Source organism: Pseudomonas sp. A-RE-22, from assembly GCF_019956035.1.
Lineage (GTDB): Bacteria > Pseudomonadota > Gammaproteobacteria > Pseudomonadales > Pseudomonadaceae > Aquipseudomonas > Aquipseudomonas brassicacearum.
Map to the genome: position 1 here is coordinate 1 of NZ_JAHBCZ010000045.1, position 18,949 is coordinate 18,949.

Genomic DNA, 18,949 nt, shown 5'->3' on the forward strand with positions numbered 1-18,949 from the left:
CCACATGCCCACCCACCCCGACAATACAAGACATCTCCGCCAGACCCGCACGGTCCAGCCGCAGGGCGACGGTGTTGGCCAGTTGCGCCACATTGGAACAACCGGAACACGAATACACCAGGGGAAGCGCGTTCGAAGCTTTCATCAGACCGTCGCCAACCCCTTGCCCGCCCTCTCCAGATTGCGCCAGAGCCACGGCGGCAGGACGTCCGGATCAAGACTGTCGATCAGATTCTTCAGTGCCAGCCCCAACTCGGTATCCCCCTCGATCACCAACCGGCGACGGAAGAACAACGTGTCAGGATCTTCCTGCCGACTGGCCAGTAACAGAAACTCACGCCAGTTGCCGCTGATGGTGACCTGGGCCTCGGCCCGTTCGGCAATCCGCAATCCATCCCGTGCCAAAGTCAGGTACCAGCACAACTTCAAGTCCGGCACACGCAGGCACAACCATCGCCCACGCAGCACATCGAACCCGCCATCGCGCAGCGGCTCGGCCAGGCAGCGATTGAGCGCCTGCTGCAACGCCAGTCGCTGCACCACGAACGGCACCTTGCCCACCAGCGGCAGCAAGCGGTCGGCGCCTTTGAGCACCCACTTCTTCGGACTCAACACAGGCCCGCCTCCTCTACCTTCAACATGCCGGCATGGCCGTGCCAGTAACCATTGCAACCGTCCACGAACAGCGGTGGTGCCTCGCCCTGGCGCACCTTGTCGAAGGCCGTGACCACCTCGGCCATGCCCTGGGCGCGAGGGCTCAGGCGCAGCACATCGGCGCCGCAGGCCATCAGCGCGTTGTAATCGGCCAGCAGGTTCGTCACCTCGCCGGACATCGTCTGGATGCCGTTGAGGGTGAACAGCTGTTGGCCTTCCTGACTGCTCAGCGCAAGGCCGTCGGGGTAGTTGATGCAGCAGAACTGACAGTCGTCCTTGGGGCGGTTTTCGGCTCGGGCGGTAAAGCAGCGCGCCGAGTACGCCAAGGGCAGATGACCGTAGGCGAAAATCTCCACCTCGGGCACCTCGCGGTCCATGTCCCGCACCTGCTCCAGCACATCGCCGATCAGCGCCGCCGAACATTCCACGGGCGGCACCCACCGGATCATGCCGCTGTCGAGCAATTGCCCCAGGGCGTGGCCGTTGTACAGGTTCAGCGCCGGGCCGCCGACGAAAGGCAGCTTGCGTTCGGCCATGAACTGCACCGCGCCCATGTCATTGGCTTCCACCAACAACTGGCCGTTGTCACACAGGCGTCGCAGCGAGGACAGCTCCGAGGCCGCCTCGATCAGCGTCAGGCTCGACAATACAATCTGTGCCTGGCTGCACGCTTGCAGCTCGCGCGCCAAGCCCAGCCACTGATCCAGGGAGAACGCCCGGCGTTTCGAACAAACGGTTTCCCCCAGGTAAATCACGTCCAGCGGCAATGCCGACATCTCGGCATAGAAATTCCCCAGTTGCGCTTTGTCCCAATAAAACAGGACCGGTCCCAGGCTGAGTTTCATCTGGCCTCCCCTCATTGCCATGATCGATGGTAGGCACCCAGGGTGGTCTGGCTGCCTTCGGACAAGCCAGCCAGCACCTGGCGCCATTCTTCCTGCACCCGGAACCGTTGCGGCGCGGCCTGATGGGCATCCAGTGCGGCGCGCCAGACCCGGGTCACTTGTTCAACGTAGGCAGGGCTGCGTTGGCGACCTTCGATCTTCACCGCTTCGACACCGATGGCTGCCAACTCCGGCAGCAGGTCAAGGGTGTCGAGGCTGGTGGGTTCTTCCAGCGCATGGAAGCGCTTGCCGCCCACCAGGAAGCGGCCTTTGCACAAGGTCGGATAACCGGCCGGTTCTTCGGGCGTGTAGCGGTCGATCAGCACCTCGCTCAGGCGTGCGCTGAGGCCTTGGGCGTCCTCGCTCCAGCGCACCGCCTTGGCGGGCGAGCAGACGCCACACAGGTTCGGCGATTCGCCGGTGATGTAGGAAGACAAGTGGCAACGACCTTCAGCCATGATGCACAGGCTGCCGAAACCGAAGACTTCGATCGGCACCGGACTGCCCGCCGCCACCTGGCGCACCTGGGCCAGGGACAGTACCCGTGGCAGCACGGCGCGGCGGATGTCATAGCGCTCTGCATAAAAAGCCAGGGCCGCCGCGTGGGTGGCCGAGCCTTGTACCGACAGATGCAGCGCCAGTTGTGGATGGCGCTGGCGGGCGTAGCTGAGCACGCCGGGGTCGGCGGCGATCAGGGCATCCACGCCGAAATCGGCGGCGCGGTCCACCGCCCGTTGCCAGCGTTCCCAGCCCTTGGGTTGCGGGTAAGTATTGACCGCCACGTACAGCTTGCGTTGGTGCTGACGGATGTGTGCGACAGCCGCGTCGAACTGCTTGTCGTCCATGTTCAGCCCGGCGAAGTGCCGGGCATTGGTGTCATCGCGAAAGCCGACATAGACGGCATCGGCGCCTTGGCGCACCGCCGCTTTGAGGGCAGGCAGATTCCCTGCCGGGCAAACCAGTTGCATGGGGCATCCTCATGAGAAAAACTCAAGCGCCGCCAGTCTAGCCAGCCCTCGGCCGGCGACCTTGACGGCAATCAATTGCCGTCAATGCATCAGCTCGGCGAATGGCAGGTACAGCACCTTGTCGTGCTTGTGCAGTTGCGCCTCACACTCCACCACCGCCAGTCCATCGGCCCAGCAAGCGGCCGTCAGCATCGCCGAACTTTGCTGAGGGTGCAGTTCCACGCACAGGTGGCCGTTGGCATCCGGAACCAACCTGGCCCGCAGGTACTGCCGGCGCCGGTTGCGCTTGAGCCAGTCGAACCCGGCCGGCACCTGCAACGGCACGGGTAACACGTCGCCCATGCCCTGGGCCCGGAACAGGAACGGACGCACGACGATCAGCGCGGTAATCAATGCCGCCGACGGGTTGCCCGGCAGCCCGATCCATGGCTTGCCTTCCACATCCCCAAAAGCCAGGGGCTTGCCCGGCTGGATGGCCAGGCGCCAGAGGTCAATGCTGCCCAAGGCTTCGATGGCGTGCTTGAGGTGGTCCTCTTCACCCACCGAGACACCGCCCGAGGTGATCAGCACATCGCATTCGGCGGCGGCCAGGCGCAACGCTTGTCGACTGGCCAATAGCTGGTCGGGCATAACCCCGAAGTCATGCACCTCGACACCCCAACCGCGCAACAGCGCGGCGAGGCTATGGCGATTACTGTTGTAGATCTGTCCTGGCGCCAGTGGCTCGCCCGGCTCACGCAGCTCATCGCCGCTGCTGAGCAAACCCACTTGCAAGGGGCGATAGACGTCCACCTGGCCGACACCGGCACCGGCGAGCAAACCCAACTCCTGGGCGCGCAGACGCGTGCCGGCTTCAAGCAGCCGGTCTCCTCGACGCAGTTCCTCACCTTCCTTGCGAACATGGTCGCCGCCGTTGACCGACGGCAACCAGACCCGCTCGCCATCGACGCGACAGCTTTCCTGCGGCACCACCGTGTCGGCCCCCGGTGGCAGCGGCGCGCCAGTAAAAATCCTCACGACCTGCCCCGCCTGCAACGGTTCGCCCGGCTCGTCACCCGCGGCGATCCGCCCGCCCAACAGCAGGTAGCCGCCGTCACCCGGCAGGTCAGCGGCCCGCAGGGCATAGCCGTCCATCGCGCTGTTGTCCCAGGCCGGCAGGTTCATCGGGCACACAATGTCAGTGGCCAGCACACGCGCCAGGGCCTGGTCCAGGCCAACCCGTTGCACGGGCGGTGGCGGCGGTGCCTGGTCGAGCAGATGACGGATCGCCTCATCCACCGGCATCAGCACGCCGCTGTCGCACACCCGGCCGCTCACGAGCGTGTCTCACAAGCCGTCGGGGCGATGCCGTCCTGGGGCTTGAGGTGCGGAGTGAAATTGCACGGGCCGGTGCGGCTGTCCAATTGCCCGGCCAGGATCTGCTCCCAACCGGTCCGGCAAGCCCCCGGCGAACCCGGCAAGCAGCACACCAGCACCCCATTGCTCATGCCCGCCAAGGCGCGCGATTGCAGGGTGGACATGCCGATCTCCGCCAGCGACACCTGGCGGAACAGCTCGCCGAAACCGTCCACCTGCTTGTCCAGCAGTGGCGCCACCGCTTGGGGGGTGTTGTCGCGCGGGGTGAACCCGGTGCCGCCGGTCATCAACACCACCTGCACCTTGGGGTCGGCGATCCATTGGGAGACCTGGGCGCGGATCTGGTAGATATCGTCCTTCACCAGCCCACGGTCGATGAGCACGTGTCCGGCTGTTTGCAGCAGGTCCGCCAGGGTTTGGCCCGAGGTGTCGGTTTCGAAGGTTCGGGTATCGCTGATGGTGAGGACCGCGATGTTCAGCGGTTGAAAGAGGCGTTGCGTCAGATGGGCCATGATCAGCCGTCCTGTCAGAAAAGATGGCCCAGCCTGAACCGCAATCGTTGCCGGGCCTATTCCTCCTTGGAGGTACCTCCCTCGGCGCTCAAGGCGCCAGGCGACTGCGCTGCCAGACGCCGTCTTGCAGGCGGTAGTCGAGGCGATCGTGCAAACGGTCGGCGCGGCCTTGCCAGAACTCCATCCGTTCGGGCCGCAGGCAATAGCCTCCCCAATGGTCGGGGCGCCGCACGGGTTGATCGGCAAAGCGTTTTTCGGTTTGCGTCAGCAAGGACTCGAGCGCAGCCCTGTCCTCCAGTGGTCGGCTTTGTGGCGAGGCCCAGGCACCCAGGCGACTGGCGACGGAACGGGATTCGAAATAGGCATCCGACAGCGCCGGATCGAGTTTGTCGACCGGCCCTTCGATGCGGACTTGCCGCTCCAAACCCGGCCAGAAAAACGTCATGGCCGCCCAGGGGTTGCCCGCCAGGTCCTGGCCCTTTGCGCTGTCATAGTTGCCGAAAAACGAAAAGCCCTGGGCGTCGAAACCCTTGAGCAACAACACCCGGCAGTGAGGCCGGCCCTGCTCGTCCACCGTCGCCAAGGCCATGGCGTTGGCTTCCACCGGCGGGCTTTCGGTGTCGCGGGCCTGTTGCATCCAGAGTGCGAACAACGCCATGGGGTCGTCGGGGGCCTGGGTTTCATCCAGGCCATCGAGGGTGTAATGGCGGCGCATTTTGGCCAGGGAAAGGGGCATGACGGTGATCTCCACTGTGGGTTTGGGCCAGTGTGGATTCTGCGGCGGTGGCGGGCCTTGATCGTTGTCAATGGCGGTTCTTGTGGTGGGTTGAAGGGCGCTATCGCGAGCAAGCTCGCTCCCACAGGTGATCTGCTGTGTTCACAAGATCCCTGTGGGAGCGAGCTTGCTCGCGATGAAGGCAACTCGGTCTAGCCGGTCAACGGCTACTTGAGCCCCAACCGCCGCGCCAGCTTATGCAGATTGCTCGGGTCAACCTCCAACAGCCGCGCCGCCCCCGCCCAGTTCTGCCCGCAGCGTTCCAGGGCCTTGAGGATCGCCTGTCGCTGGCAACCATCGACAGCCTCGCTCAAGGGTTGCACGGGCGCATCCAACGCTTGCAGGGCCTGTTCCGGCAGCGCCTGCGCCGAGGCCGCGCTGGCGTTGACGTCAAGGTCCAGCACCTGCGGTTCCAGGGTCATGATCAGACTGCGATTGGCGCCGCGACTCAATTGCTTCAACGCCGCGCGGCTGATTACGTGTTCCAGCTCCCGCACATTGCCGGGCCAGCTGTACGCCAGCAGCGCCTGTTCGGCCGCCGGCGACAGACGCAACCCACGCAAGCCCAGGCGCGTGCGGTTCAGTTCGAGAAAGTGCCCGGCCAACATCAATACATCGTGGCCGCGCTCGCGCAGCGGTGGGATCGGCACCGGATAGACCGAGAGCCGGTGATACAGGTCGGCGCGAAACAGCCCGTCGCGAATGCTGTCAGGTAGATGCCGGTTGGTGGCGGCGATGATCCGCACATCGACGTGCAGTGGCTTGTCCGCCCCTAGGCGCTGGATCTCGCCGTTCTGCAGGGTACGCAGCAACTTGGCCTGCACGCTCAACGGTAACTCGCCGACCTCATCGAGAAACAGCGTGCCGCCATTGGCCGCATCGAAGCGCCCGGCGCGGTCGGTGGTCGCCCCGGAGAACGCGCCTTTGACGTGGCCGAACAACTCGCTTTCGGCCAGGGACTCGGGCAACGCTGCGCAGTTGACCTGGACCAACGGCTTGTGGGCACGTCGGGACAGCCGATGCAGCCGCCGGGCGAACAACTCCTTGCCGACACCGGTTTCCCCCAGCAACAGCACTGGCAGTTCGGAGTCGGCCAATACATCCAGCTCGTTGAGCAATTGCTGCAACCCCTCGCTGCGCCCGAGGATCTCACCTTCTTCGGCTGGCAGGCGCAGGTCCGCCGGATCGCTGCGCGACGCCCGCAAGCTACGGTTTTCCTGCTCGAGCCGGGTGACCCGCACGGCGGCTTCGATCTGCAACGTACAGCGTTTGAGTTCTTCGCGGGCGCGGCTGTCGAAGGTGCCGGCGTGCAACGCATCCAGGGTGATCGCCCCCCAGAGCCGGCCTTCCACGTACAGGCTCACGCCCATGCAGTCATGCACCGGCAGCGGTTCACCGACGTGGTTGTCGAGCAAGCCGTCATAAGGGTCCGGCAGACGGCTGTCCGGCTCGAACCAGGTAGGTTCGCGCGACGCCATGATCGCCGCCAGGCGCGGATGCTGGGCAATCACGAAGCGCCGTCCCAGCGCCTCGTGGACCAGGCCTACGGTGGCCACGGGCCTGAGACTGTCATCGTCCAGGCGCAGCAGCCCCACGGCGCCACTGTTGAAGTATTCGCGCAGGGTCTGCACCAGGCGCTGCAATCGCACCGCATTGGGCAGCTCGACGATCAGGTCGGCGGCCAGGCTTTCACGCAGCATGGTAGTGATGACCCTCCAGGGTTCGTTTGACCCTTCACAGCCAGGGTGACAATCACCCTGCCAAAAATTTAATGCTTCATTTTCAATCAGTTGAATCTGGCACGTCGGCTGCAAAGAGAGCATTCATCTGTCCCTGCCGGGATTCAACCCAAGGAAACATGATGAGCCTCGATCTGCTGGAACAAAGCCTCGGCCAACTGGCCTGCGATATTCCCGGTGCAACCCGTACCTTCCATCATTACAACCTCGACTTCTGCTGCGGCGGGCAAAAGTCCTTGCGTGAAGCGGCGCTGGGCAAAGGCCTGAACCCGCTGCTGATCGCCGACGCCCTGCGCACCCTGCAAGCCGCCGGGGAGCTGGGCCATGACTGGCGCGACGAGCCCCAGGCGACCTTGATTGCCCACATCCTGGAGCGCTACCACGCACGCCATCGCGAACAGCTGCCGGAGCTGATCCGTCTGGCCCGGCGCGTCGAGCAGGTCCACGGGGCGCGCCCCAGTTGCCCGAACGGCCTGGCCGATCACCTGCAGGACATGTACCAGGAACTCGAAGGCCACATGCTCAAGGAAGAACAGGTGCTGTTCCCGATGCTGCAACAGGGCCTGGGCGAGCGGGCCTCGGCGCCAATACAGGTACTGCGCTACGAACACGACCAGCACGGTGAAGCCCTGGAAACCATGCTCGCCCTGACCGACCAGATCACCCCTCCCGCTGACGCCTGCAACACCTGGCGCGCCCTGTATCGCGGGTTGGTGGAGTTTCGTGATGACCTGATGCAGCACATCCACCTGGAAAACAATGTGTTGTTCGTCAATGCGATGAAGCCTGCTCACTAACCTCAAACAGCACACCACACCTGTGGGAGCGAGCTTGCTCGCGATGGCGCTGGGTCAGGCAACTCAACACTGACTGATCCGGCGCCATCGCGAGCAAGCTCGCTCCCACAGGGGATTGAGGGTGTCCAGCCTATTTTGCAAACCCCTTGAATCAAGTGCCGGCTTCACTCTCCAGCTCAAAACTGCCAATAGAACATCGCCTTGGCCAACACCACGATCAGCACCATGTGCCCCAGGATACTGCGGCGCAACCAGCAGGCGCGGCTGGGTGTCAGGCGACCGCTCTTGAGCCAGTACGCCAGCCACAAATAATGACCGATGATACTCAGCGCCAGCAGGATCTTCAGGCTCAGCAGCAGGCCGAAGCTGTTGTTCAACGGCTGGCTCAATGCGCCGCGATGCTGCCAGGCCAGGGCCATGCCGGCGCCGTACAGCACCAGCACGACGCCGTGCAGCACGCGTCGCGAGCGCTGGGCGATGGCCTGGTCGGCAGCGTCCCGCGTGCCTTGCGCCAGCGGCCGGCGGGCGCTATGCCAGATGAAAACCTCGAAAAACAGCGTGCCAATAAAGGCGATGGCCGCCAACAGGTGCGTGATCAGCAAGACCCCGTACATCATCGATTCCCTCCGCCCAACCGGCTCATCCCGGATGCCCATCCACCCGAGCCTTGAGCAGCATCGGCCCATAGCGCCAGGCGTACAGACCGAACGCCAACGTCCAGCACAGCGCCGCCAGCCACAGCCCGGCCAACGGCAACAGCAGCACCAACAGCACGCGGCTCAGGCACGCCAGGTTCAGCAGGATGAACGCCAGGGTCATGCCCGCCGGTGGCTCGAGGGCGCGCCCGGTATGGCCCAGGCTGACACGGGCAACCATCGCCAGGATCAATCCGGCCATGGCGCCGATGGTCAGGCCGTGCACCGCCAGGCTCGGGTTCACTGGCACGCCGAAGTGCCACAGCGCCATGCCCAGGCACGCCACCGCCAGCCAGGCGTAGGCCAGGTGCAACGACCACAGCAGCGGCACCCGCCACAAATCCCGATCATGCCAACGCACCAGTCGAATCCCGTGGCCCACCGCCAACGCGGCGAACAACAGGCCGACCCAGACGCTGGCCACCAGTGCCGGACCGAAGGCATACAACAGTGCCACCAGCGCCGCCCCTGCCAGCAACAGGCGATCAAGCCATGGCCAAGGGGCAACGCCCTCGACCCGTCCGAGGCCGCGCTGAGTAAAGAATGGAATCACGCGACCGCCGATCAACCCCATCATCGCCGCCACCAGCCACAGGCCGGTGAGCACGCTCTGGCGCTGCAAGCCCTCGTTGTGCTGCACCAGGCCGAATACGGATAACCCATCGGCGGCGGCCAACAGCAGCAATACCAGCACAATCGGGTAATTGCGCTTCTGCCGCACACGCCACAACATCACGCCCATCAACGCGGCGACCGTCAGGGCAAAACCCAGCTCCAGCAGCGTCAGTAACGGCCAGGGCGCATCCACCAGCCAGGCCAGCCGCGCGCCCAGCCACAACAACGCCAGGGTTGCCAGGCGCTTGCCGCTCAGGCCGGGGATTGCAGTCCAGGTTTGCACTGCCGTCAGCAGGAACCCGGCAATGATCGCCAGGCCGAAACCGAACAACAGTTCATGCCGATGCCAGGCCAACCAGCCGCCAGCCGGCTGCCAGGCCGACAAGCGCCCGGTGAACGCCGCGAGCCAAAGGGGAACGACCAACAGCGCCAATACACACCCGGCCAAAAAGAACGGCCGGAACGCCAGGCGCCACAACGGCAAAATGGCCATGGCCTTGCGACGGTCAAGCACTTGCATACACCACTCCTTTGCCTCGCTGAACCGCCAGCGAGGTACGACAAATCAGGGTTCGAATGATCGGCTATCGACGCTGACTGGCCTTGTCTCAGATCAAGCCAGTTCATCGGCAACCTCCCGTCTCGAACAGGTACTTGCAAGGGGCTTGCCGGACCGGGTCAAGCATCCCAACAAAACACCTCTGCCCCTGTGGGAGCGAGCTTGCTCGCGATAGCGCTGGGTCAGCAGGCATTGATGTCGGGTGTGCTACCGTCATCGCGAGCAAGTTCGCTCTCACAGGGACTATAGTTCATAGGGTATTTAACACCCTTTCATGGTTATTTTAACCCTGTCAGGTCAGGGTCATTTTTACCCATCTCATCCCCAACGCCCCACGAATCAACGCCCGCAGGCATGGCCCGTCTCTTGCTCAGGCACGGCATCACCTTTCTTGTCGGGGTCATCCATGAAATCCGTCGTTCTGCCGCTTACCTGGTTCGTCTTGCTCTCCTGCGTCGTGGCGCTGGCCAGCGGCCTGTCCCTGAGCCTGGTCTGACCCCGATCACCTTTTCGCTATTACAAGGATTCCATGCCATGGTGCTCCACCGCGTCCATCACCAGATTCTGCGCAGCCATCACCTGTTCGAGCCTTTGAACGAAGAAGAGCTCAACGAATTGATGAGCAACAGCCAATTGCTGAACATCGACAGGGGCGATCCGCTGTTTCGCCAGGGAGAGCCGGCGCAGGCGTTTTACTTCGTGATTTCCGGCGCGGTGAAAATCTACCGGCTGACCCCGGATGGCCAGGAAAAGGTCTTCGAGGTGATCGGCGAGCGCCAGACTTTCGCTGAAGCCATGATGCTGATGGACACCCCCAACTACGTCGCGTCCGCCGAAGCCGTCGGCCCGACCCAGGTGTACCGGCTGTCCAACGCCACGTACATGCGTCTGCTGCAAAGCAACAGCCGGCTGACCTTCGCCTTGCTCGGCAAGCTCTGCGTGCGCCTGCACCAACGGGTCAACGAGATTGAAACCCTGTCGCTGAAGAACGCCACCCACCGCGTGGTGCGCTACCTGCTGACGCAACTGGTGCGCCTGCAAACCGTGGACAGCCAGTTCGAATTGCCGATGGCCAAGCAGTTGATCGCCGGGCACTTGTCGATCCAGCCGGAAACCTTCTCGCGGATCATCCGGCGCCTGATCGATGAAAAAATCATCACCCAGGACGGTCGCCAGATCGCCATTCTCGATCGCCTGCGCCTGGAACAGTTCGAATGACTACACAGCCCACCTGCCTGTATTGCCAACAAGCCAACCCGATACACGAAACCGAATGTCGCCAGTGCGGCATGCCCCTGCCAGTCGAGGCCGCAAAGGCCAGCGAGCGCCGGTTGCGGCGCTTCACCTGGTTCTGTGTCGGCTTGACGATCTTCTGCATCGTCATGTTCTTCTGGCTGCCCCGCGACATCGTCTGAACCCTCAATCCTGAGTCAATTGCCGGTACAACTGCGGTAAACGCAGCGGCAGTTGCTCGGGCTGGCGAATCAAGGTGTAGCCGTTGGCCCCGAACATGTACGGCAGGTAATCCCCCGCTTCGCGATCGATGGTAATGCAGAACGGCGTCAGCCCTTGGCGCCGGGCTTCCAGCACTGCCTGGCGGGTGTCTTCCACACCGTAGCGTCCTTCGTACAGGTCCAGGTCATTGGGCTTGCCGTCACTGAGCAGCAACAACAATTTGCGCCGCCGCTTGCAGCCCGCCAACCGTTGCGTGGCCTGGCGGATCGCCGCGCCCATGCGCGTGTAGTAACCGGGCTTGAGGCCCTGGATCCGTCCGCGGGTGTGATCGTCGTAGCGCTGGTTGAAGGCCTTGAGTTCATGCATGCGCACCTGCTGGCGGCGCAAGGAAGAGAACCCGTACAAGGCGAAATCATCCCCCAGCACCGACAGGGTTTCGCCGAACAGCAACAGGCTGTCACGGATCACGTCGATCACCCGGTGCTCGTCGTTGAGGTGGGCATCGGTGGACATCGACAAATCGGCCAGCAGCAGGCAGGCCAGGTCGCGGCGAGTCTGGCGCTGGTCCATGAACAGTCCGCGTTCGCTGCACTGGCCGTGCTGGCGCTCGACATGAAAGTCCAGCCAGGCTTGCAGGTCCAGTTCCGAGCCTTGGGTTTGCTGGCGCAACCATTGACGATCGTTGCGCAAGTGTTCGAACTGGCGACGCAAACGCTGGGCCGAGCTTCGCAGGCGTGCGGGCAACGGCTGGGGCTGGCAATCGCGAGGGGTGAAGGTTTGCAGGCTGACGAAGTCGTCCTGCAGTCGTTGTTTGCGGTAATCCCATTCCGGCAACAGGATGCCTGCGCCCAACGGGATGTCATCTACATCGGCCGGAGGCAGGTCCAGGTGCAGTTTCAAACCACCGCCCTTGCGCAAGCGGGTGCGCGACAGGGTCAACTGATCCAGATCCTCGGCGACGCGGGCAGCGTCCGGGTCTTCGCTGTCATCCGCCCAGCGATCCAGGTCCACGTGTTCGGTCCAACTGAACAGGTTTTCCAGGCGCACGATCAGCAGCCCACCGTCACGGGTGGCGTCGTCGATTCGCTCGGCGCGCTTGCGCCCGCCCTGCTGTTCACCGGGGGGTGTGGCCAGGTATTGCTCGGACTCCTCAAGGTTGGCGGCCTGGGGATTGGCCAGGTGTTGGGGTGGGTATAGCCACAGCGGCAACGGCCAGGCCGCCCGCTCGCTGCGTGGAAAATGTTCGACACTGCCCGGTTCGCGCAAGGCTTGGCACAGCGCCCGCTCCAGGGCGGCTTCGGCCGGGTTGAGCGTGGCCGGATCGGGGCGCAGGGACAGGTGCGCGTCCACCAGTCGCCGGTAGCGAGGGCGCAGCGCCGGGTAGCGCTTCAACACCGCCAGGGTCCAGCACTGATTGTCCCTGCCCCAGTGTTTCATCGGCCCCGACTGCGCGGCCAACAGCGCGAGCCAGCGATACAGCTCTTCGTTGAGCCCGACATCGGGAAACGCCGCAAGGCTCGCCGGCAGCCGCAAGTTATCGCCGTCACAACAGGCCAGGGGCACTTGCTTGCAGGTGCCGGCGATCTGCTGCAACAGGTTGCGACGCAGCAGCAAATCGCGGTCGCTGACCGCTTCCACCCCCAGGTGAGGCGCACCGCCGGTGGCGCGAAACAGCACCTGCAACGAGCGTTGCCGGGGGACCAGCTCGACCCGGGCCTCAGGAAAATCGACACTGGCCCGACGGGTGATGAAACGGTGCCAGACACTGCCGACCCATTCTTCCAGCTCGAGGGTGAATGCCATGGTTATCTCCTCTTAAGCCGAACCCATTGTGGAGAGGGGATTCATGTGGGAGCAAAGCTTGCTCGCGAAACAGGCGCCTTGATCTCTGAAAGATCGCATCGCCCCCATCGCGGGCAAGCCTTGCTCCCACATAAATCCTCTCATCACAAATAAGTCCGGCTCAGTAGTTGTGATGACTTACGAAGGCACCACCGCCGCCGGTGCGCGCAGGGCCGCACGGCCACGTTGACGGAAGCTGAACAGGTAGCAGAGCAACCCGGCCAGGAACCCGACGCCGCTGACCAGTCGCGCCCAGAACAGCGGCTTCAAATGATCCATCGTGGCCATGAATGGCAAGGCACTGCCATCCGTCATCCAGCGTTGCAACCACACCTGGACCACGCCGGCTGCGGTGAGGAACAAGGTGATCATCACCATCGACAAGGTCATCAACCAGAAGCCCCAGATCTCCAGGCGCTGCGAACGCTCGTCCGCCGCTTCACCCAAGCCCCGCAAGCGTGGCATGGCGTAGCTGATCAGCGTCATCACGATCATTGCGTAGGCACCGTAGAAGGCCAGGTGACCGTGGGCCGCGGTCAGTTGCGAACCGTGGGTGTAGTAGTTGACCGGTGCCAGGGTGTGCAGGAAACCCCAGACACCCGCGCCGAAGAACGCGGTAACCGTGGTGCCCTTGGCCCACAACGTGGCGGCGCGGTTCGGGTGTTGCCGACGACGGTTTTTCACCATGCTGAAGGCGAAGACCACCATGGCCAGGAACGGTAGCGGTTCCATCGCCGAGAAGATCGAGCCTACCCACAACCAGACCTCAGGCGCGCCGATCCAGAAGAAGTGGTGGCCGGTGCCAATGATCCCGGTGATCAACGCCATGGCGATAATCACGTAGAGCCACTTCTCGACCACTTCGCGGTCCACGCCGGTGATCTTGATCAGGACGAAGGCAAGCATCGAACCCATGATCAGTTCCCAGACGCCTTCGACCCAAAGATGCACCACCCACCACCAGTAGAACTTGTCGCGGGCGAGGTTCGAGGGGTTGTAGAAAGAGAACAGGAAGAACACCGCCAGGCCGATCAGCCCGGTCATCATCACCATGCTGACCGTGGTCTTGCGACCTTTGAGCAGGGTCATGCCGATGTTGTAGAGGAACCCCAGGCACACCACCACGATGCCCATCTTGGTGATGGTCGGCTGCTCGAGGAACTCGCGGCCCATGGTCGGCAGCAAGTCGTTGCCGGTGAATTTCGCCAGCGTCGCATAAGGCACCGAGAGGTAGCCCAGGATCGTCGCCACACCTGCGGCGGCGAACACCCAGAACAGCACGAGCGCCAGTTTCGGGCTGTGCAGTTCGCGGTCGGCCTCCTCCGGTATCAGGTAATACGCCGCGCCCATGAAGCCGAACAGCAGCCAGACGATCAGCAGGTTGGTGTGGACCATGCGGGCCACGTTGAAAGGGATCAGCGGGAACAGGAAGTCGCCGACCACGTATTGCAGGCCCATGATCAAACCGAACAACACTTGCCCCAGGAACAGCATCAGGGCGAACACGAAGTAGGGTTTGGCGACGGCCTGCGAGGCGAATTTCAGATGCGGATTAGCCATGCTCATCTCTCAGCCCTCCTTGTTTGGCGGCCAGCCATTGGTATTGATTTTCGAGCTCCACTTGAGGAACTCGGCGATGTCGTCGACTTCCTGCTCGCTCAGGTTGAACTGCGGCATGGCCCGACGACCCGGAACGTTCAGCGGCTGCATTTTCATCCAGGCCTGCAGGAACGGCTTGAAGGCTTCATCGCCGCCGCGGCGGTTGACCACGTTGCCCAGCTCCGGCGCAAAGTACGCGCCCTCGCCCAGCAGGGTATGGCAGCCGATGCAGTTGTTGCGCTCCCAGACGCCTTTGCCGCGTATCACCGATTCCGTCAATTGCGCCTGGTTGCTGCGTTCTGGAAAGGTCTGTTCCGTGTGGTAGGTCAGGGCCAGGAATATCAGGAAGAAGAAGATGCTTCCCCCGAAATAAATATTCCTGGCCATGCCTTTGGTGAAGGTATCTGACATGGTCACTTCCTCATTGCTTGGCGTGTTCATTCTAGGAAGCGCGGGGTCGGAAACCGCTTGATGGCGATCAAGAATCTCCGATGGTTTTGGTGGGTTGTTCCAACACAGCCCGAAAGGCAGATGAGCTTTTGTGGCGAGGGGATTTATCCCCTCGCCACAGGGTTTGTGTTTGCAGGGTCAGATCGTGAATGAAATGACGAGCCCGATCACCGTCGCCAGCAGCGCCGCCCAGCTCAACACCAACCGCCGCCACAATCGCGGCGCATGGCGCAGCTCCATGAAGCCGTCGGCGATCAGCCAGGCCTTGGTCACCGCGATCACCAGGATGGCGATGGACACCAGTCCGGTAGCCGCGATCTGGCCCAGGGCAACGGTGCCGGTGCTCAGCACGGCCAGCGTCATCCAGCAAGCAATCAAGACACGGGAAGCCGACATGAGCACCTCCGCTCAATCAAGGATGTAGACAACCGGGAATAGCAGCACCCAGACCAGATCGACCATGTGCCAATACAGCACGCCGGATTCCAGCCCACTGTTGCGCTGCGATCCATAACGACGTCGCCGACAACCCTCGGCCAGCCAGGCGAGGATCACCATGCCCAACAGCACATGCAGGAAGTGGAACGCGGTAAGGATCCAGTACAAGGTGAAGAACGTGTTGTGCTCCATCCCCAGACCGTTCGCCAACAGATGGGCGTACTCCGTGAGCTTGATCCCCACATAACCGCAGGCAAGCAACAACGCCACACTCAACAACGACGCGGCTCGACGCGGCCGGTCCTGCCTGACTTGCTCCTGGGCCAATGCGGCGAACAGGCCGGCGGTCAGCAGGCTGAGGGTCATCGCCAGGCCCGTGGAGCGGTCCAGCAATTGCCGGCCTTCGCTGAAAGTCTGCGGGTACAACGCCTGGGCGACGGCGAACGTCAGGATCAACAACGCGAACACCGACAACTCGGCGAGGATGAAAAACCACATCGCCAGGTCCCCGGGCAACCGCCGGGGCACGGCAACCGCTTCAGCCAAAGTGGACATCGACCACATCCATCAGCGCGGCGACGGTCTGCGGGTCGTCACTCAATGGCTCGGCCAGGCACGCCAGGCAGGCTTGGCGCGGGTCCATCCCAGAGCCGATCATGCGCGCGGCAAAAATCAACAGGCGCGTGGAGGCAACTTCCTCCAAGTCATGCTGATCGAGCCGGCGCAGCGCCTGCCCCAATCGCACCACCTGGGCCGCAAGGGCCAGATCGACCCCCGCCTCGCGGGCGACGATGCGCTCTTCATCGGCCACGGCTGGATAGCCAAAGCGCATCGCCACGAAACGCTGGCGAGTGCTGGGCTTCATGCCCTTGAGCAGGTTCTGGTAACCGGGGTTGTACGACACCACCAACATGAAGGACGGCAGCGCCTGCAGCACTTCGCCGGTGCGTTCCAGGTACAACTGCCGACGATCATCGGCCAGCGGGTGCAACACCACGGCCGTGTCCTGGCGCGCTTCGACCACCTCATCCAGATAACAGATGCCACCCTCGCGCACCGCCCGGGTCAAGGGCCCGTCCTGCCACCAGGTGCCCTGGGCGCCGATCAGGTGACGGCCCACCAGGTCGGCCGCGCTCAAGTCATCGTGGCAGGCCACGGTGTACAGCGGCAGTTTCAGGCGGTGGGCCATGTGCTGGACGAAACGGGTCTTGCCGCAGCCGGTCGGGCCTTTGATCAGTACCGGCATGCCGTGATGCCAGGCCTGTTCGAACATCGCCTGCTCGTTGTCCTGGGGTTGATAAAAGGGTTCATCGGGGTGCTGCAAAGTGTGGATAGCGTTCATGGCAAGGCCTGATCAGACAACACGATTGCAGGCCACGCTACGGTGCCCTGCGACAACCTGGCAAGGGCTGCGGCCGGCAAACTTGATCGCCGTCAAGCGGCTAACCACCGGCCTGGGCATAGCCTTGCACCGCACCAAGAACCTGCGCGCCGAACGTCAATTACAGCGCAGCGCGGGTCACGCCTGAGGAGAAATGGAATGCTGATCAGCCACAAAAAATCGTGGGCCCTGCGGGTCACGGCGCTGTGTACAGCGCTGGCCGCCCCCCACGCCTTCGCCGACCAAACCGCTGCGCCGGAACAACCCCGCGTGGTCAAGACCGAAGGCGCGCCCGACCTGAGCCAGGCCGACTTCGACACGGCCAAGGAAATCTACTTCCAGCGCTGCGCCGGTTGCCACGGTGTGCTTCGCAAAGGCGCCACCGGCAAGCCGCTGACACCCGACATCACCCAATCGCGCGGCCAGGCCTACCTGGAGGCGCTGATCACCTACGGCTCGGCCGCCGGCATGCCGAACTGGGGCACGTCCAATGCCTTGACCAAAGACCAGATCACGGTGATGGCCAAGTTCATCCAGCACACCCCACCGACCCCACCGGAATGGGGCATGGCGGAAACCCGCAAGACCTGGAAACTGCTGGTCAAACCCGAAGACCGGCCGACCAAGCAGATCAGCACCCTCAACCTGCAGAACCTGTTCTCGGTGACCCTGCGCGACGACGGCAAGATTGCCCTGATCGACGGCGACAGCAAGAAGATCGTCAAGCTGATCGACACCGGTTATGCGGTGCACATCTCGCGCATCTCTGCGTCGGGCCGCTACCTGCTGGTGATCGGCCGGGACGCCAAGATCGACATGATCGACCTGTGGCCGAAGGAGCCGACCAAGGTCGCGGAAATCAAGGTGGGCATCGAAGCGCGCTCGGTGGAGACTTCCAAGTTCAAAGGCTACGAAGACAAGTACACCATCGCCGGCTCGTACTGGCCGCCGCAGTTCACCATCATGGACGGCGAGACCCTGGAGCCCAAGCAGATCGTCTCGACGCGCGGCATGACCGTCGACACCCAGCAATACCATCCCGAGCCTCGCGTCGCGGCCATCATCGCCTCCCACGAATGGCCGGAGTTCATCGTCAACGTCAAGGAAACCGGCAAGGTGATGCTGGTCAATTACCAGGACATCAAGAACCTCACCATCACCAGCATCGACGCCGCGCCGTTCCTGCATGACGGCGGTTGGGACAGCAGCCATCGCTACTTCATGACGGCCGCCAACAACTCCAACAAGGTCGCGGTGATCGACTCCAAGGAGCGCAAGCTCACCGCCCTGGTGGACGTTGGCAAGACCCCGCACCCGGGACGCGGCGCCAACTTCAACCACCCACTCTACGGACCGGTCTGGGCCACCAGCCACTTGGGCGATGCCGGGGTTTCGCTGATCGGCACCGACCCGGTCAATCACCCGCAATACGCCTGGAAACAGGTCAGTACGCTCCAGGGCCAGGGCGGCGGCTCGCTGTTCATCAAGACTCACCCCGCGTCCCGTCACCTGTATGTCGACACCACCCTCAGCCCCGACGCCAAGCTCAGCCAGTCGGTAGCGGTGTTCGACATCGACAAGCTCGACGCCGGCTACACCGTGCTGCCGATTGCCGAGTACGCCGGTATCAAGAAAGGCGCGCTGCGTGTGGTGCAACCGGAATACAACAAGGCCGGTGACGAGGTCTGGTTCTCGGTCTGGAGTGGCCAGGAAGACGAGTCGGCGCTGGTGGTGATCGACGACAAGACCCTCAAGGTCAAGAACGTGATCAAGGACAAGCGCCTGATCACCCCGACCGGGAAATTCAACGTCTACAACACCCAACACGACATCTATTGAGCCCCATCAATAAGAGGAAAAACCATGAAGCCTATTCTGATTGCCTTGGCCTTGACTGCCGCCTACAGCCTGCCGGCGTTGGCCCAAGACGGCCCGACGCTGTTCAAGAGCAAGCCCTGCGCGGCCTGCCACTCCATCGACACCAAGGTGGTTGGCCCGGCACTCAAGGACGTCGCGGCGAAAAACGCCAGCGTCCCTGGAGCGCAAGACCTGCTCGCCAAGCACATCAAGGAAGGTACGCAAGGCAACTGGGGACCGATGCCGATGCCGGCCAACCCCGTGACGGAAGAAGAAGCCAAGATCCTGGCTGCGTGGGTCTTGACCCTTAAATAACGCTCAAGGAGCACATCCCTGTGGCGAGGGGATTTATGTGGGAGCAAAGCTTGCCCGC

21 protein-coding genes are annotated in these 18,949 nt (G+C 63.2%); 5 read left to right on the top strand and 16 right to left on the bottom strand.

Annotated features, from left to right (window positions below; genetic code table 11):
• From KGA89_RS21635 to norR, 8 genes are all read right to left on the bottom strand, one after another.
• On the bottom strand, positions 1–145 hold a 145-nt coding region (locus tag KGA89_RS21635), incomplete at its 3' end, for a putative zinc-binding protein (RefSeq protein ID WP_317850995.1).
• Positions 145–615, bottom strand: a complete 471-nt coding sequence (locus tag KGA89_RS21640; protein ID WP_003202468.1) for an SCP2 domain-containing protein — start codon at positions 613–615, stop codon at positions 145–147. The genes KGA89_RS21635 and KGA89_RS21640, both read right to left, overlap by 1 nt.
• Complete coding sequence (locus tag KGA89_RS21645; RefSeq protein WP_003202470.1) at positions 609–1,499, bottom strand: U32 family peptidase; 891 nt, start codon at positions 1,497–1,499, stop codon at positions 609–611. The genes KGA89_RS21640 and KGA89_RS21645 overlap by 7 nt, the downstream gene beginning before the upstream one ends.
• Before the next feature lie 11 nt (positions 1,500–1,510).
• Positions 1,511–2,506 carry a peptidase U32 family protein gene (locus tag KGA89_RS21650; RefSeq protein WP_003202473.1) on the bottom strand — a complete coding sequence of 332 codons (996 nt, stop codon included), beginning with the start codon at positions 2,504–2,506 and terminating at the stop codon, positions 1,511–1,513.
• Between the two features lie 81 nt (positions 2,507–2,587).
• A complete protein-coding gene (gene glp / locus KGA89_RS21655) occupies positions 2,588–3,823 on the bottom strand; it encodes a gephyrin-like molybdotransferase Glp (protein ID WP_223472500.1) in 1,236 nt (411 codons plus the stop codon).
• Positions 3,820–4,374: a molybdenum cofactor biosynthesis protein B gene (gene moaB / locus KGA89_RS21660; RefSeq protein ID WP_003202476.1), complete on the bottom strand. Its 555-nt coding sequence runs from the start codon at positions 4,372–4,374 to the stop codon at positions 3,820–3,822. Before moaB ends, glp begins: the two co-directional genes overlap by 4 nt.
• Before the next feature lie 88 nt (positions 4,375–4,462).
• Positions 4,463–5,110, bottom strand: a complete 648-nt coding sequence (gene pdxH, locus KGA89_RS21665) for a pyridoxamine 5'-phosphate oxidase (protein ID WP_223472501.1) — start codon at positions 5,108–5,110, stop codon at positions 4,463–4,465.
• A 206-nt stretch (positions 5,111–5,316) separates the two neighbouring features.
• Positions 5,317–6,849 carry a nitric oxide reductase transcriptional regulator NorR gene (gene norR, locus KGA89_RS21670; protein WP_223472502.1) on the bottom strand — a complete coding sequence of 511 codons (1,533 nt, stop codon included), beginning with the start codon at positions 6,847–6,849 and terminating at the stop codon, positions 5,317–5,319.
• 161 nt (positions 6,850–7,010) lie between these two features.
• Between norR and ytfE the strand changes: the two genes are divergently transcribed.
• The gene (ytfE, locus tag KGA89_RS21675) at positions 7,011–7,685 is read left to right on the top strand and encodes an iron-sulfur cluster repair protein YtfE (protein WP_003202481.1); all 675 of its coding nucleotides are present in this window, start codon (positions 7,011–7,013) and stop codon (positions 7,683–7,685) included.
• A 176-nt stretch (positions 7,686–7,861) separates the two neighbouring features.
• Here the strand turns inward: ytfE and KGA89_RS21680 are convergent, their stop codons facing one another.
• A complete protein-coding gene (locus tag KGA89_RS21680) occupies positions 7,862–8,299 on the bottom strand; it encodes a membrane protein (protein WP_013693510.1) in 438 nt (145 codons plus the stop codon).
• Between the two features lie 25 nt (positions 8,300–8,324).
• Complete coding sequence (locus KGA89_RS21685; RefSeq protein ID WP_223472503.1) at positions 8,325–9,515, bottom strand: NnrS family protein; 1,191 nt, start codon at positions 9,513–9,515, stop codon at positions 8,325–8,327.
• Between the two features lie 573 nt (positions 9,516–10,088).
• On the opposite strand from KGA89_RS21685, the gene KGA89_RS21690 reads away from it, so the two are divergent.
• Together KGA89_RS21690 and KGA89_RS21695 are read left to right on the top strand one after the other, a co-directional pair.
• Entirely contained in the window at positions 10,089–10,772 is a 684-nt protein-coding gene (locus tag KGA89_RS21690) for a Crp/Fnr family transcriptional regulator (RefSeq protein ID WP_003202487.1), read from the top strand.
• A complete protein-coding gene (locus KGA89_RS21695; RefSeq protein WP_003202489.1) occupies positions 10,769–10,969 on the top strand; it encodes a hypothetical protein in 201 nt (66 codons plus the stop codon). Before KGA89_RS21690 ends, KGA89_RS21695 begins: the two co-directional genes overlap by 4 nt.
• Before the next feature lie 4 nt (positions 10,970–10,973).
• Here KGA89_RS21695 and KGA89_RS21700 read toward each other — a convergent pair whose 3' ends face one another.
• From KGA89_RS21700 to KGA89_RS21725, 6 genes are all read right to left on the bottom strand, one after another.
• On the bottom strand, positions 10,974–12,812 hold the full coding sequence (locus tag KGA89_RS21700; RefSeq protein ID WP_003202491.1) for a nitric oxide reductase activation protein NorD: 1,839 nt from the start codon (positions 12,810–12,812) through the stop codon (positions 10,974–10,976).
• 177 nt (positions 12,813–12,989) lie between these two features.
• On the bottom strand, positions 12,990–14,417 hold the full coding sequence (locus KGA89_RS21705; RefSeq protein WP_003202492.1) for a cbb3-type cytochrome c oxidase subunit I: 1,428 nt from the start codon (positions 14,415–14,417) through the stop codon (positions 12,990–12,992).
• 3 nt (positions 14,418–14,420) lie between these two features.
• A complete protein-coding gene (locus KGA89_RS21710) occupies positions 14,421–14,861 on the bottom strand; it encodes a c-type cytochrome (RefSeq protein WP_003202495.1) in 441 nt (146 codons plus the stop codon).
• Between the two features lie 177 nt (positions 14,862–15,038).
• The gene (locus KGA89_RS21715; protein ID WP_223472504.1) at positions 15,039–15,296 is read right to left on the bottom strand and encodes a cytochrome C oxidase subunit IV family protein; all 258 of its coding nucleotides are present in this window, start codon (positions 15,294–15,296) and stop codon (positions 15,039–15,041) included.
• Positions 15,297–15,308: 12 nt separating this feature from the next.
• Entirely contained in the window at positions 15,309–15,893 is a 585-nt protein-coding gene (locus KGA89_RS21720; protein ID WP_223472505.1) for a cytochrome c oxidase subunit 3 family protein, read from the bottom strand.
• On the bottom strand, positions 15,877–16,611 hold the full coding sequence (locus KGA89_RS21725) for a CbbQ/NirQ/NorQ/GpvN family protein (protein ID WP_411740647.1): 735 nt from the start codon (positions 16,609–16,611) through the stop codon (positions 15,877–15,879). Before KGA89_RS21725 ends, KGA89_RS21720 begins: the two co-directional genes overlap by 17 nt.
• A gap of 267 nt (positions 16,612–16,878) precedes the next feature.
• On the opposite strand from KGA89_RS21725, the gene KGA89_RS21730 reads away from it, so the two are divergent.
• Positions 16,879–18,558, top strand: a complete 1,680-nt coding sequence (locus KGA89_RS21730; RefSeq protein WP_003202504.1) for a cytochrome D1 domain-containing protein — start codon at positions 16,879–16,881, stop codon at positions 18,556–18,558.
• 24 nt (positions 18,559–18,582) lie between these two features.
• Complete coding sequence (locus KGA89_RS21735) at positions 18,583–18,891, top strand: c-type cytochrome (RefSeq protein ID WP_003182369.1); 309 nt, start codon at positions 18,583–18,585, stop codon at positions 18,889–18,891.
• Positions 18,892–18,949: the final 58 nt, after the last annotated feature.